This is a genomic window from Paenibacillus sp. MT86 (assembly GCF_058792535.1).
This window is the reverse complement of sequence record NZ_CM179499.1, coordinates 3,022,280-3,037,064: the sequence shown is the minus strand read 5'-3', so window position 1 is coordinate 3,037,064 and position 14,785 is coordinate 3,022,280. Positions and strand designations below refer to the sequence as shown.

Below are 14,785 nucleotides of genomic sequence, written 5' to 3'. Positions count from 1 at the left end.
GTGCGGCCCTGCGGACGAGCGTTCGCGGGGCATGTCCTTGCGAATCGAAGCAGCAAATAAACGGCAAATTTAAAGCCCCGTATCCTGCCACGCGTCCATGAAATGGAGTTGTGTCCGTCTGATCAAAGTGTAACCCTATCATTGATAAGCTGCTCCTCGGTGCTGAATTTCTACATATTCGATATTTTTGATAATCGGACACCATTTAGTGACATTTCGATTATAGGTCACCATTTGGTGTCATGTCAATCCATCGGGCTCGGGATTTTTATGAACGAAAAAGTATAAAACGAGGCAGTGGAATTCGATTCCACTGCCTCGTTTACTTAGGTCAACCTAAAGCGGATCAGGTTGAGTGTGCCTTTTATTCGAGGGGGCAAACCAACCGAGAAGGGCGATGGCGACCAAGACCCCGTAGAAAACGATGGTCCAACCTGTGCTGTGCGGGAAATGATGAGCCAATACGCCAATATCTTCATGGGCCAGGGTGATCACAGCGAGCTTGACGCCGACCCATGCCACGATGGCATATGCCGTGGTCTCCAGTGCCGGCCGTTGAGCAAGCAGCTTCACAAACCATGTGGCCGCGAATTTGATCAGGACAAGCCCTGCGATCCCGCCAAGCACGACAACCAGGAATTGTCCTCCGTCCATCCCGCCGAAATCCGGTAGCGGCGAATCCGGGAGGCCCAGTGCCAGAGCCACAGCAGCAAGAATGGAATCAATCGCAAACGCGAGATCCGCAACCGCAATCTTTCCAACGGTCGGCCAAAAGCCTTTTCCCGCAGCATCTTTCTTTATGTCCTCGCGAATATTTTTGTTTTCCTTGCCAAAACGGGCTTTGATGATGTGCTTTAATCCGAGGTATAGGAGATAAGCCGCTCCAATCGCCTGTATTTGCCAGACGTTCGCGATAAACGATATCGCAAACAGGGCGGCGAAGCGAAATACAAAGGCCATGATGATTCCGTAATTGATGGCTTTCTTCTTTTGTTCCTCCGGTAAGTGCTTCGCGATAACCGCCAGCACAAGGGCGTTATCCGCCGATAATAAACCTTCCAAACCGATAAGAATCAGTAATGCCCAGGCATACTCCAACCAAAGTGATTCCAACGGTACTTCCCCTCTCTTATGTTAGAATGTTCAGGACCCATTTGTTGCTTCAAGCTCCACGTTTCAGCTCTTGAATTTGATTGCACCGCTGCTCCCTGTCGTTATTACGTTGTCAAGTAATGTCTCGTTTCATTCATTAGGCATCATAATGAAAAAAAATTTTATAGGTTATGCTATTTTGAAACAAAACGCTTCGCATTATTCGGCGGGCCAAAACATCAAACCACATTTTGGGCTGATGGTAACATCACTTGATCGAACATGGATCGATATGCTCGGGGGTCAAATCAGGACCGGGATCTGCTTCAGTATTATAACTACACCCAATGGCTAATAACTACAGCCGGCCTTTGGGCCGGCTGCTGTGCAATGATTGATTTTATGAAAGAATACTGGAATCATGTTCAACAAAATCCAATGACCTCTCTCAATATGGTTATCTTTCGCTAGCGCTAATTTGATAGTAGCTTCGAATCCTTGAGCCCTTTTGGTTTCATTCTAATGCCCAATAGGATGAAGATGACATAAATTACGATGGCAACCGAATCGACTACCGTGTCCGTTAATGCCGAAACATTTTGAACTGCCGTTATGCCTAGAATGACCATCAGTCGTACGATCAGCAGCGATACGATCATCCATGCAACGGCCTGGATTTTCGATCGTTCGCGTTGGAATGCCATGCAAATGAACGCGATACCGAAGACCAGATTCTCCGCCGTGATGATATGCCAGACATACGTGAATATGATCTCGGAATCCAAGGCGATCTCGCTCGCGTGAAGTGTCGGCATTACAGCGGATTGCCCGTTCCAAGCATGCGTAATGGCAAATAGTACGGCAAGGATACCGGCAATTAAATAATATGGATTCTTAATCTTCATGTCCAAAACATCCCTCCTCGGATATTCCATTCTCCTTCCTGCGAATCGTTTGGTATATCTCGCGAACGAACGCTGCCAGCCGCTGGTCGCTTTCATGATTAAGGTCCCTTAGCGTTTCGGCTGCTAGCTGAAGCAATTGACTGACCTTTTCCAGATGAGCAATCTTCTCGCGCGTTTCCGCATTCTTGGCATCAAGGAACGAAGCTACCTTCAGGCATTCTGCTGGGTCAACCTCCTCCATTCTGTGGAATCCAAACTTCCCCTTGATTTCGTTAAGCGACAAGTCAGCAAACTGCAGGATTTGAATATTCATTAAATCCATGAGGTCACTCCTCGAATACCTGCGGTACCGATTGTCTTCCCGGGCCGGCGATACGATTCCAATTCGGTCATAGTAGCGAAGTGTATCCTTGGGAATTCCAAGGATCTGCGAAACTTCTTGTATTGAATATAATGGTTTCATGCATTCAAAATAACATTGGAGTAAACTCCAGTGTCAAGTCACTTTTTTACGAGATCACCATTGCCTTATGTCATATCTCATTTAGACCTACTAGTGCCACCATGATTAGAAGAACAAACAAACGTCGCGGAAAGGAGTGTTGAGGATAAAAAAGACTGCCGGTACCTTTCACCGGGCAGTCTTTTGATTTCCAAGTAGTATGCTCTCCAACCTATTCGCTGGACAGTTCCTTGAGCGATTTGATTTTACCATGGGGATGCTGTTCTTGCTTACGCGACTTCCAGGCAGCTTCTTTCCTTCTCTTCTGGTGAGCCATGACAGATATCCTCCTTTGGAAACAGAGATGTATACTACCATCTTATATTGTCATTCCCCGGCTTGGTTCATTCATGAAAATAGGATGCACAACACCACGCGTTATACTCGCGTGAAGCCCAGGACCTTCAAGGCATTATGAAGCTCATTGGATCGCTCATCTCTCGCTCAATTCCTGCTTGGTCCTTTAAGCGCATGTCCTACGCTGCTTGTTCCGTTTATAATGGAATAATGACAACCCGTCGTTACCGGAAGAACGGATGCAACCCGCGTCGAATGAAAGGAGCAATCCATGGACAACAAACAAATGCGCATGTTGAAAAAGCTGTATCACCATACCAATTACAACTATGACCGGGAGCGTGAGGTAAGCGTATATAATACAGAAACGCTTACTGCGGCAGAGCAGGAGCTGCTGGAGGCCAGCGGATGGGTCGTAAACGATCTGCAGTATATTCGGCATGACGAAATCATAGGCCGACTGATCGAGCTGCGTTCGAACGTTCGCTTGACCTGGTCCAGCATAGGCAAGGCCTTTGTTGCTGGGGTGGGTGGAAGCTGGCCCCGAGGCATATCCACGCTGGCCAGTTATCACGCCATGATTCATGCACGCCCCCACGCTTACGAGGAACCCGAATGGCTTCGGGCTTGCAAGGTCTGTGGCTTCAGCCACAGCCATGAAGGCTGGGACAATCTGTCTTACATACGTTACGCGATGCATTTGGGCAACAATTACAGCGGATCAAGCTTCGGCGCATACGTGGATATGGCCGAGTTGGTCGAACTGCTGGAGCAAGAGCCCGTTGAGGCAACGGACAATGACAAGCACGCCTTCAGACAGCTGCTGCAGAGCTTGGACCGGGCCGAGGCTGGCGAAACGCCAGGGCAGTATGAAAAGCGGTTAACCGGCGAAAAAATCTTGAAGGGTCATGCGGGCATTCGCCGTGGCATGCTCCAGGCGCTAGCCAGGGTCGGCGTGCTACCCAACCGCATCCTGGAGCTCTCTCCGGACCGCTGGACGGACACGGCAACCATCATACATGCCGAGTTTGAACTGGACAACACCAAGGGCCGTTCCGACATGGAGATGCCTTGGGCTGGCTGGCAAGGCAGCTTGGGCGTCGATTGGAACAAAGCCCGCACGATTTTCGGCGATTGGGTTTGAATGTCGGTTCAGGAGGTTTCCTATTAAGTTTCGCAGGAAGCCTCCTTTTTGATCATGGCGACTTCTGTCCCGTATGATCCATCTATGATAAAACGGTTTGTGGCTTTTAGTTATTTAAAATAGGCATCTCGCCCAGCAGTTTCTTCAAATAGATAGAATCCCATGGCATATGCTCCGTGATCCCTAAACCCACGACATCGGTCTCTTCAGACAGTTCCTTCAGCAGATGAAGCAGTTGGGGCAATTGCATGGTTCCCTGGGGAGATAAATTAAAGGGTTCTTCAGGGTTCGCGAACAGCAAAGACCGGAATGCCTTGGGATCAAGCACGTCCAGATCGAGGTGAATCGCCAGGTGCTTAATGCCGCGTTCTTTAATCCACGCTTTAATAGACGAAGTACTGTTCTTCAACTCCTCGGTGCCAGCAGTACGAATGCCCAGCCTCTGAATCATGTCCGTGTCCTGCTCCGCAAAACCGATGCCTAGCTTTTGGAATCCTTCCGAGATCACCTTGGCTTCTTGTTCGGTAGGCGTTGCTAATCCTGCAATAAAGACGTTTTCGGGTTTTAGAGGGATGTTCACATGTTTGGCAAACTCCTCATCCCCTTCTCCCAACAGATTCCCAAGCGGTACCGTATGCCCGTTGTCATAGCCTACATACCTCACCAAATCACTGTGAGCATCGATCCAGATTAAACCTAACTCCCCGTCGTATCGTTCGTTCAAATAGGCAAAAGGAGCTTGTTCGACCAAGCAGTCGCCGCCAAACATGACAATGCGATCCGGCTTATGTGCATGGATAAGATGATGAGCCGCCTTTAACTGTTCGAGCAGCTGTGTTCTGCCATTCATACCGTTCTCGTTTTCAAGAGGCGTTCCATCATAGGTTTGGACGGGAACATGGATAAGGGGTTGATCATTATCCGGAGCCAGCCAAGCAAGCAGTTCGGCTCCAAAAGAGTAGTTGGGGTTGTTCCCCCCTTGCCATTGCGGCATTAACAGGCGTATCGTTTTCGTTTTTTTAGTCATGCTGTCGTCTCCTTTACTTCAAAGTAAGGTTAGTATAGACTGAGCACAAATAAAAAAGTAGTACGCACTTATTTGAAAGGTACTACCCGAAAGGATAGTGTAAATATGAGCATGGCTGAATTTAAAGGTAAAGTTAAGAATATTCAAGATACGCCTTTTGGTTATACGGTGTCCGTGATCGGCGGCAAATGGAAAATGGTCATTATCTACCTTCTTGCAGAAAACCAAACGGTCCGCTTCAATGATCTGAAAAGACAGATCGGCGCCATTACTTACAAAACATTGAGTTCGCAGCTTAAGGAATTGGAGGCGGACGGACTCGTGAAACGGAAAGAATACCCTCAAGTCCCCCCTAAAGTCGAGTATAGCCTCACGGATAAAGCGGTAACGCTATTACCCGTTTTGGAAGGGTTATGCGAATGGGGAGTAAAGAATCAATACGAATAAAATCGGAACGGCTGGCTCCTTGACTACGCTCCGCGAACGACCCGAAACCCTTGATCCGGGCCAAAGCCATTGGCATCGAATTTGCCTCGGAACGAGATCTCGTTGTTGCTGACGTCGCCGATCCAGCCGCCGCCCTTCACCACCCGAAAGATGCCGCTCTGGCTGTTCGAGTCGCCGTACCAGTCCCAGCACCACTCCCTAACGTTGCCTGACATATCGTATATGCCTAACTCGTTGGGCTTCTGGGTGCCGATCGGTTTGGTTTGATTATGGTTGTTCTCGATGACGGGCCAGTTCCAATCTCCGGTTAAGTATTGATCTCCGGCGTTTCTCCAATACCATGCAACCTCGTCGGCATTATGGCTTCCGCTGTATGCGTAACCCTTGCTCGCCTGGCCACCGCTTGCAGCATATTCCCACTCCGCTTCAGTAGGCAGCCGGTAGCCGTCAGCTCCCTCAATGATCGTGACGGTCCATTTGATACGATCATTATCATTCTTATTATTTGCGTCTTTTTCATCCTTGTGGATGTTGTAATACGGTTCGAATCCTTCCTGTATGCTTCTTCGATTGCAGTACTCCACAACGTCATACCAACTCACCATTTCAACCGGCAATTGATCCCCTACGAATTCCGAGGGATTGCTCCCCATGACTTCTTCCCACTCTTTTTGAGTGACCTCATATTTGCCGATATAAAAGCTCGATAACGACACGCTTTGTCCAGCGTAGTTGGACTTGTCGTTCTTAATAGGCCCGCCTTCTACGAACACAAGATCTTCCTTCTTATCAGATTTATCCTGCGAACAGGCGCCGATCACAAGCATTGCTGCTATGAAAAGAAACATGAATAGCTTTCTCATGGATAGATCTCCTTTAAGCTGATAGAAGAACTGATAAGTCATGCCCCGGTCTGCAACTCGCCTCCGGCAACGTCGAGGCCGCTGCTCAGACAGAGAACGGCCTGCAACGCATCCGGATAACGGTTTGGTTAGGATGACGGCTTACTTATGATTGATGGTCAGGAAGTTACCACACCGTTACGTTGGAGCTCCCGCTGCTTTGATAGCCCTCTGTCGCTAACACCTGGTAAGACCAGCTGCTTCCCAAATTCATTCCTTTGCTTGCCCATGCGTTCACGTGGTTGCTGAACGTGATGCTGGAGTTTACGCCTGTAGCTCTCTTCGATTGCCGAACGCTCCAATACTGGGCAAATGTTTGTGTGCCGTCAATCGAGGGCGCGTTGTATCGCATCGTTGTATAGATGTCATAGGTGCCCCCATCGCTGGCTACGGTGCCTTTATGCGTTCCGGTAGGCCGGTAAGTCCCCCAGCTGTCAACGACGTAATATTCGATGAGTGAGTTTCTCGTCCAGCCGTAGAGCGTCAAATACCCGTTGCCGGACGGCGCCCAGACGCCGGCATTGTAGTTAATCGTCCGGTTCGGCGATCCGGTATTCCAGCCTTTGCCGACAACGAAATTCCCGGTATTTTGCCACGTTACGCTGTAATTGCCTCCGGAGCCGTTAACGGCATTGACCGTGCCGCCGCCATCGGTCCAATTCTGCCAGTAGTCCGTCGCTGCGTTTGAGGTTGTTGCAAACAAACCAAAACTCATGGAAGCTGCCAGCACCAGCGTCATTACCTTTTTACTAAACTTAATCATAATCTACCTCCTCTTTTGTGTTTGCTCTGTACAACCGAATGTCGAATGATTCTCTTTTTTACTTTTACCTCCTTTCTAAACAAATTATAGGATGACAGCGGTTACATAAAAAATTAACAAATTAAATATTATGTCTAGATTATCTTGGTAATTATAGTAAGTAATGGGGCGATCAGGATTCGTTGATAACTTGCCGCTAACCTTGCCGATAACATAAACAAAAAAAAGCCGCGTTTACCGCGACTTATGCATGCTTATATTTTGTTCCTATTCGATTGAGCTCGATTCTTCCTCTATTGCAGACGTTCCTAACACCTTACATATTTGCGTTTAAATCCGATCTTCCCTCTCTCGATCTCTTTTTGAATATTGTCGGAAGCCAGCAGGATGCTGCTCTTCTTCTTGTCCCTTTTGATTTCGACTGGTCCGACGGCCTTCGCGATTTCTACCGCCTTATTATGGCTTGGCAAATAAGAAACCCCTACGGTGTATATAAAATTGTTCATAGCGGATTTCGTTCGTTCAGGGGAGTCGTGGATCGTGTTTTTCACCTGTTCGAGCATGCTCTCGATCTTGACGGTATCAAATGCAGCGTCCGCACGGTTACCCAAAAGCCAGCAGTAGCAGCTCCAGCCTGCCGACATTTTAAGCTCTTCACCGCTAGCGATCCACTTATCGGCAACAGCTTGCGCAATTTCCGTTTCGGCCAAAGTCACGGCAACCACATAATCTGACAACATATAAAAATAAGCGCCATCCATCCAACGATCGAAATCGGCTTCCGTCATGATCATGGGGTCTGCAATAATGCCGGCAAAATACATCGCATCATAATTGCCGGTGGCGTAAAGCTGCTCTGCTAAAGGTTGATTTTTCTTGATTTGCTTTGCTAATGGCTTCATTGCGCCAGTAGCAACCCCAAAAAGCGGCTCCTGCGCACCATTGCTCATATAGGTTTTTTTAATCCGTTCCTTGCCGAGTGCCTCTAGTTCCTGCATAACCACGTCGAATTCCAATATAATCCACTTCCTTTTTTGTACAGTATTCATTCACAAATCACGTAGATATCCGGGTAAGGATGGAAATATATTAATTACGAAGAATTATATCATAAGTCGGCTTGTGCAGCCTTACCACCAAAGTTAACCATGTTGCGTCTTTCTCTTTAAAAACACCCCGCTTCTCCTTATGGTGGACTGACCCATCTTCATTGACAGGTATAGCCGTCAATGTTAGAATTCAACGTATCATTGATGAGGAGGCTCGTGATCTATGTTACATTCCATGCGTATAAGATAAGCTGGCAATCAAAAAAGCGGATGTTCCAACCACAAATGTGGGCTTTTTTTGAGCTGCTTATTTCCTGCGTATGTAGACATAGATTGCGACACGGTTAGCTTTTTTGCTATGCCTTTGTGTCGCCATCTTCTCTCGTTATCCATGCAGATTTAAGCCCCGTTGTGGACTCGGATCTGCATTTTTTATTGCCAAAAAACGGCCGAACATCGGACATGGTACAATCCAACCTCATGGGAAACGACATCCCTGCGATTTGGGCTGGACAGGTGTTTTTTTCTCTATCAGGCGTATGGTCAATAAAAACGTAAAGGGGCAAATCTTATGAGATCCATGCATTGGTTCTTCTTTATTTAATCCTCTCTTCTTCAATCGCAGGCGATCCTGCGAACAGAAACTGCGATTTTTGAAGGAGGAATCCATATGGGATTTTTGATAAAAGCAAAAGATATGGTTGTGGAATATTCGGGGCGCGATGTACTGGACATTGATGGACTGGAGCTTTACGACTATGACCGAATCGGTCTCGTAGGCGCGAACGGAGCAGGTAAAAGCACACTGCTAAAAGCCTTGCTGGGGGAAATTCCTTTGTCCCAAGGTACTGTCATTCGGGAAGGCAACTTCCGTTATATTCCCCAATTGGATGATGTCATTGTACAGGAGATTCAAGATTACGCTTTAATCGGCAAGCTGGGAATTGAGAGCTGTGAAGCGGAATATATGAGCGGCGGTGAAGAAACACGTCTAAAAATAGCACAGGCCCTCTCCGGAGAGGTGCACGGAATTTTTGCCGATGAGCCGACATGTCACCTGGATCGGGATGGCATAGACTTTCTGATCCACCAGCTTAAATATTATTCCGGCGCCTTGCTCATCATCAGTCACGACCGTTATTTCCTTGACCAAGTCGTCGATAAGATCTGGGAGTTGAATGAGGGGAAAATCACGGAGTACTGGGGCGGATATTCCGATTTCCTGCGCCAAAAAGAAGAGGAGCGGCATAGTCAGGCTGAAAAATACAAGCAATTTACTGCGGAACGGGAGCGGCTGGAGAAAGCCATTACCGAAAAGCTTATCCAGGCTCGAAAAGTGGATCAAAAGGCCAAAGGCGCTTCACGAAAAAACAGCTCCGAAGGCGGCGGCCGCCTGGCTCATCAAAAATCGACGGGAAGCAAACAGAAAAAGCTCCATAATGCCGCTAAAAATATGGAGCATCGAATCGAAGCGCTTGGTGAGGTGAAACCTCCTGAAGCCATGCGATCCATCCGTTTTCGGCAAAGCAAAGCCTTGGAGCTTCATCATCCGTTTCCGATTACAGGGAAAGACAATTGCAAACAGTTTGAGGGCAAGGAAATTTTCGAGGAGGCCTCCTTCCAGTTTCCATTGGGCGCCAAGATCGCGGTCACCGGCGCGAATGGATCCGGGAAAACGACGCTTTTCAAGATGATACTCCATCGTGAGCATGGTATTTCCGTATCCCCTAAAGCGGAAATCGGCTATTTTGCCCAAACGGGTTACAAGTTTGACCGTGATCAAGGGGTTATGGAGTTCATGTTGGAAGACAGTGATTATGAAGTGTCGGACATCCGAGCCGTTCTGGCATCGATGGGATTTTCTCAACAGGACGTAAGAAAGTCTTTATCCGTGTTGAGCGGCGGAGAAATCATGAAATTGCAGCTTGCCAAAATGCTGTTAGGACGGTACAACATCCTGCTGATGGATGAACCCAGCAATTTTCTGGATCTTCCTGCGGTGGAAGCGCTTGAACAATTGATGAAGCACTATGCGGGAACGATCATATTCATATCGCACGATGTCCGTTTGATCGAGAATGTAGCCGATACCGTATATGTAATCGAGGACAAAAAAATCATTCAGAGGGCTTAATCACCGATCACTCTTCAAGCGGATGATAGGGTATGTTGTTTCGCTGTGTAAACCGTTTGGCTTAGGGCAGCCTTTTATGGCGGGTCCTAAGCCTTTTTGCGTTTAATTAGGATGCTCCATTTTTATTCCAGCTGGTCTTCGTCCATTCGATATTCTAAAATATCTCCGGGCTGACATTCCAAAGCCTTACAAATCGCCTCTAATGTCGATAATCGAATCGCTTTCGCCTTTCCGTTCTTCAATATGGAGAGATTGGCCATCGTTATTCCAACCTTCTCCGAAAGCTCCGTAACGCTCATTTTTCGTTTAGCCAGCATCACATCGATATTGATTATTATGGCCATGTCGTTTCACCTCAGATTATTAAGTCGTTTTCCGATTTGATATCAATCGCTTCTTGTAACAGCCTTTGAAGGACGGCAGCAAAAACGGCAATCACCATGGAGGCGAAAATCAAGACCAATCCGATCAAGATGATGCCCGGGGCATCGTCTTTCTCCGCGACAAGATAGAACAGCGGCAGGCCAACCACGAACAAGCTGCTGATTGTGATTGCACAGTATTTTATACGCTTTAAAGCTCGTACAGACCATTCCGAGAACGCCTTGTTCTTATCAATATAACTTAAAAGCTTAAAGGCTTGATACAGCGCATAGTAAAACGGGATCGCCGCGGCATAAAAATCGATGAATACGAGATATTTAATATAACTCATATCCGGATACAGCTCGGCAGCAAAATTCGCGATCTCCGGCACCAAAAAGATGCACAAAGCAAGAATCGGAATACCGATAAGAATAACAGCCACCTTTAAAAAGAGCGTTGAAACTTGTTTCATCAAGAGCACCTCACTTCGATATTTTCATTTTTGACTTTAACATATAATTTATCGATTTACAATAAATCATTATTGTTTTTAATTATATTATTACTGTTACTCGATTACACTTTGTATTCTGCAAAAGAAAAAAAGCATTCTTCAATACGAAGAATGCTTTCATCCAACAATTTGTCACCGGAACAGGGATTCAAGGATGCCTGGAGCAAAATCGCTCACGATTTTATACTCCTTGCCGTATCTTTTATGCTTGCTCGAATGGTTATAAATCAGTATATGGTCCGGACTATAAACGACTAGCGTGAAGGTCGGCCCGTTTTCGGTACTCAACAGGATCTCATATTCGTCGCCGCTGTGATCCCTTACGCTGTTCTTACGCAGTTTGAGATCCGAGAAGCCGTTCATGATGCGATCAATCTCCGCTTGATCCGTCATTTTCAGCTGCTGCTCGTTCGGGCGGTTCCGGTTTCTTACAATGTCCAGCTCACGGATCGAGCCGGACTCCTTCAGCTCATCAAGGACCAGCTCCTTGAACGAGGTGCGGTTTTGACTTGCCGAATATACCGTCGCGCTAAGTAGCATCAGGACGCAAGTTGCCAAAAAGACATACCAAAAGCGCTTGCTCATCCGCATCGCCTCCCTGGTGGCGGGTCATAAAATTACAAGATTGTTTTCGAGTGTTCGCGGCAGCTTCTTCCATAACTATATCAAAACTCAAGGCTTATCGTTTGGTAAAGCGACTAAAAAAAATGGTTCCTGTTAAGGAGTTGTTGAACCCATGCGTTTCTTCACGATGTTTCAAGCCGAGTTGCAATACCCGCGTGATGATCTATAGGAAAAACAAAATAACAGACGGAGGAAAGTCGTAAGACTTCGCCCCCGTCTGTTAGAGGATGTGAATTGTACTCCTGCAACCGAAATAAATAACCGTATCTCCAGTTAATAGCAATGATCTGCCGAAGTATCGATTTACTCCGGCGTTCCTTGGGTCACGCCATGGATATAGGTGAGCCAAGGGGTATCCAAGGCTCCTTGTCCCGGGTTATAGGTGAAAAAGTACTCGACGGTGTCCCCTTGCTTGAGATTGTTTACAGGGTAAGTATAGTTGCCGTTCCCCGTTGGGGTCATGGCTACGTTCAGCTGCCCGCCGTTATTGATCTTGTAATGCAGATCGGCAAAGGTTGCGCCGTTGATATAGAACAGCAGGTCATTGCCGATTTTTTTCAGTCCCCTCACCTCATCGCCGATGACAATCACGCTGGATGGCGCCGGTACCACCGTGATCGTGGAAGAAGCGGTTTTCTGGCCATCGACGCTTGTAGCCGTAACGGTTGCCGTACCCGGAGCGAGCCCCGTCACGACGCCTTCCTGACTCACAGAGGCAACACTCGCACCCGAAACGGACCAAGTGACCTGCTTATTCGTTGCATTGGAGGGCGCTATGCCGGCGTTTAACTGAAGACTCTGCCCCACTTCCACTTGTCCGGAGGTTGGATTCAGCGTGACGCCGGTAACCGGCACATTTCCGGGATTTCCGCTGCCGTTTTCTTTATAAACCCGCACATAATCGACCTGCATCGTAGCAGGAATATCGGACGGATTCGGAGAAATGCCGCCGTCAAAATTTCCGCCGAGCGCCAGATTCATGATGAGGTAGAAAGGCTGATCGAAAGGTGCGTTCGGATTGTTCGGTGCCGCCAAGGAATACCATTGTTCATTCGTCACCTTGAAGAAGAACTTGCCATCCACATACCATTTGATGTTGTCCTCTTCCCATACGACGGAATAGACATGATAGTCATTGTTGATGTTCTGCCCTTCCGGGAAATGATATTCGCCAGAAATATGTTGGTTCGCCGGCCATGTTCCACCGAAGTGCACGGCACCGCTCGTCGAGCCTGGCAATCTCCCTCTCGCTTCCATCACGTCGATTTCGCCGGATGCTGCCCATGTTCCGTAAGGGCTGTCTTGCGGCAGCATCCATAGTGCCGGCCATACGCCATTTCCTGTCGGCAGTTTGGCACGGAAGTCGACTCGTCCGTACTTCAGGGTAAAATGATTCTTCGTGTTAATCTTACCGGAGGAGTATTGGGCATACCGGTTTGGATCCTGCGGGAAAGACTTGGGATCGTTCAATGCGCGGATGTTCAGCTTCCCGTCCTGCACGAACACATTTTGCGCACTATCGGTATAATGCTGCAGCTCCGCGTTGCCCCACCCCCAGGTGTTTGGATCATCATTGAGATAATAACCTTGTTCATAGTTCCATTTGCTTGTATCCAATGTCGTGCCATTAAATTCATCCTGCCAAATGAGGTTCATGCCTTGAATGGCCGGGTCGCTTGGTGTCCCGATCGCAATATCCTCTTGGTCGCTTACATCCGGACGAGGAGCATCGGGATTGCCGATCAACGTGTAGTTGACGTAATTGCTGCCCACGCTGCCGCCTTTTTGCCCGTTCAGTGGATAGCCGATCCGGATCTGCATATCTTCCTGGATGGGCTGAAACCACAGGCCGTAAATATAATCGGCCCAATATCCCCACTGATTCGCATCGGACATGTTGTTGTAGCCATTGGCAGCGTATGTAAATCCGCTCTGGCCGGAATTCCCCAGCTCAACCCACTGCCCGTTGATGTTAATCTGGTATACGAAATTATCAAGCTCCTTGCCTATCGGCGCTCCCCCGTCAATCTTAGGCAGCGGAATGCCGATCGAACCGTTTGCATCTGCCGTAAAGGTCGTTCCCTCATAAGGCGTAATGACATATGAGTTTCGTACGGCTTCATTAAAAGTGATGGTATACACAACGTTAACCCCGGAGGCTTTCGATTCCAATTTGACGTGGATCGACTCCGTAACGTTAAACCAGTACCCGCCGCCTCCATCGGTGAATTGTCCGAAATTATGATCATAGATCCAGCCGCTTGCAGCGTTGTTGTCGATGTCGATCCAGGTGCTGCTGTTAACCGGTTTCACATACACCTTCAAATCATCAGCGACGGCTGCATAGGTCACGGCAGGATCGTTATTGAACGTAGGGTAGGTAAAACCGGCGCCACCCGTAAAGCTTGCAGTAATCTGCGGCCCCTGGGTCGGCGTCATGGCTGTGATCGTGGTTTTGTTAATGTTCTGAAACACCAGCCTGTAATCCAGGGTAACCCCATTCGCTTTCGAGTACAGCTGAATCTCTGTCGTTGCAGAAAGCGTGAACCAATAACCTGTAAATCCTCCGTCGCTCCAATGTCCCCAATTCTGATTGTAAATAAAGCTGCTCACACTATCGATATCGACCCAGTTGCCGCCCACTTTCACTTTGACGCCCACGTCTTGGGCTACATCATTCCAAGTAGCTGCGCCTCCGTTGAATATGGGCATGACAAAGCCATAGCTGGCCTGTCCGACTCCTGATTTGGAGATGACCGGTCCGTCAGCCGCCGAAAAGTAATCCATCGAGGTAACCGTGGAATCTGCTGCCTTGACCTTCGAAGCTGGCCATAATCCGACACTTGCCAGCATGACAACCGCGAAGAACAAACTCAATCCCTTTTGCAAGTACCGCCTTTCCGCCGCGTAAGATCTCTTCATGAATACCCTCCCTTGTTCATATTGTGTGCTCTCAGCATGAGCGCCTGTAGGAAAACGCTTACAGCTGACGACGTCTTCATTCTATCGAATTCCTAAT

At 48.0% G+C, this 14,785-nt stretch carries 15 protein-coding genes; 3 read left to right on the top strand and 12 right to left on the bottom strand.

Annotated features, from left to right (window positions below):
• Positions 1-336: 336 nt before the first annotated feature.
• The 4 genes from AC3RCL_RS13425 to AC3RCL_RS13410 form a co-directional block, all read right to left on the bottom strand.
• Positions 337-1,113, bottom strand: a complete 777-nt coding sequence (locus tag AC3RCL_RS13425; RefSeq protein WP_096774047.1) for a TerC family protein — start codon at positions 1,111-1,113, stop codon at positions 337-339.
• 452 nt (positions 1,114-1,565) lie between these two features.
• On the bottom strand, positions 1,566-1,997 hold the full coding sequence (locus tag AC3RCL_RS13420; protein ID WP_492535720.1) for a hypothetical protein: 432 nt from the start codon (positions 1,995-1,997) through the stop codon (positions 1,566-1,568).
• Positions 1,987-2,460, bottom strand: a complete 474-nt coding sequence (locus AC3RCL_RS13415; protein WP_492535719.1) for a MerR family transcriptional regulator — start codon at positions 2,458-2,460, stop codon at positions 1,987-1,989. Before AC3RCL_RS13415 ends, AC3RCL_RS13420 begins: the two co-directional genes overlap by 11 nt.
• Positions 2,461-2,671: 211 nt before the next feature.
• Positions 2,672-2,776: a DUF6254 family protein gene (locus AC3RCL_RS13410; protein ID WP_015735743.1), complete on the bottom strand. Its 105-nt coding sequence runs from the start codon at positions 2,774-2,776 to the stop codon at positions 2,672-2,674.
• 291 nt (positions 2,777-3,067) lie between these two features.
• Here AC3RCL_RS13410 and AC3RCL_RS13405 point away from each other — a divergent pair, with 291 nt between their 5' ends.
• Complete coding sequence (locus AC3RCL_RS13405; protein WP_192571626.1) at positions 3,068-3,940, top strand: hypothetical protein; 873 nt, start codon at positions 3,068-3,070, stop codon at positions 3,938-3,940.
• A 106-nt stretch (positions 3,941-4,046) separates the two neighbouring features.
• Here the strand turns inward: AC3RCL_RS13405 and AC3RCL_RS13400 are convergent, their stop codons facing one another.
• Positions 4,047-4,967, bottom strand: a complete 921-nt coding sequence (locus AC3RCL_RS13400) for an arginase family protein (RefSeq protein WP_492535716.1) — start codon at positions 4,965-4,967, stop codon at positions 4,047-4,049.
• Positions 4,968-5,072: 105 nt separating this feature from the next.
• Between AC3RCL_RS13400 and AC3RCL_RS13395 the strand changes: the two genes are divergently transcribed.
• Complete coding sequence (locus tag AC3RCL_RS13395; protein ID WP_096774052.1) at positions 5,073-5,414, top strand: winged helix-turn-helix transcriptional regulator; 342 nt, start codon at positions 5,073-5,075, stop codon at positions 5,412-5,414.
• Between the two features lie 23 nt (positions 5,415-5,437).
• On the opposite strand, the gene AC3RCL_RS13390 is transcribed toward AC3RCL_RS13395, so the two are convergent.
• The 3 genes from AC3RCL_RS13390 to AC3RCL_RS13380 all read right to left on the bottom strand — a co-directional run bounded on the left by AC3RCL_RS13390 (position 5,438) and on the right by AC3RCL_RS13380 (position 8,095).
• Positions 5,438-6,277 carry a formylglycine-generating enzyme family protein gene (locus AC3RCL_RS13390; RefSeq protein ID WP_492535715.1) on the bottom strand — a complete coding sequence of 280 codons (840 nt, stop codon included), beginning with the start codon at positions 6,275-6,277 and terminating at the stop codon, positions 5,438-5,440.
• A 166-nt stretch (positions 6,278-6,443) separates the two neighbouring features.
• Entirely contained in the window at positions 6,444-7,079 is a 636-nt protein-coding gene (locus AC3RCL_RS13385; protein WP_492535713.1) for a glycoside hydrolase family 11 protein, read from the bottom strand.
• A gap of 308 nt (positions 7,080-7,387) precedes the next feature.
• Positions 7,388-8,095 (bottom strand): DNA alkylation repair protein, encoded by a 708-nt coding sequence (locus AC3RCL_RS13380; protein WP_492535711.1) that lies wholly within the window; start codon positions 8,093-8,095, stop codon positions 7,388-7,390.
• 703 nt (positions 8,096-8,798) lie between these two features.
• Here AC3RCL_RS13380 and AC3RCL_RS13375 point away from each other — a divergent pair.
• A complete protein-coding gene (locus tag AC3RCL_RS13375) occupies positions 8,799-10,262 on the top strand; it encodes an Msr family ABC-F type ribosomal protection protein (RefSeq protein WP_492535710.1) in 1,464 nt (487 codons plus the stop codon).
• A 122-nt stretch (positions 10,263-10,384) separates the two neighbouring features.
• Here the strand turns inward: AC3RCL_RS13375 and AC3RCL_RS13370 are convergent, their stop codons facing one another.
• From AC3RCL_RS13370 to AC3RCL_RS13355, 4 genes are all read right to left on the bottom strand, one after another.
• Positions 10,385-10,606 carry a helix-turn-helix domain-containing protein gene (locus AC3RCL_RS13370; protein WP_015735752.1) on the bottom strand — a complete coding sequence of 74 codons (222 nt, stop codon included), beginning with the start codon at positions 10,604-10,606 and terminating at the stop codon, positions 10,385-10,387.
• An 11-nt stretch (positions 10,607-10,617) separates the two neighbouring features.
• A complete protein-coding gene (locus AC3RCL_RS13365; RefSeq protein WP_096774057.1) occupies positions 10,618-11,100 on the bottom strand; it encodes a DUF2975 domain-containing protein in 483 nt (160 codons plus the stop codon).
• Positions 11,101-11,274: 174 nt separating this feature from the next.
• Positions 11,275-11,727 carry a hypothetical protein gene (locus AC3RCL_RS13360; protein ID WP_213578889.1) on the bottom strand — a complete coding sequence of 151 codons (453 nt, stop codon included), beginning with the start codon at positions 11,725-11,727 and terminating at the stop codon, positions 11,275-11,277.
• 342 nt (positions 11,728-12,069) lie between these two features.
• Entirely contained in the window at positions 12,070-14,688 is a 2,619-nt protein-coding gene (locus AC3RCL_RS13355) for a family 16 glycosylhydrolase (RefSeq protein WP_492535707.1), read from the bottom strand.
• Positions 14,689-14,785: the final 97 nt, after the last annotated feature.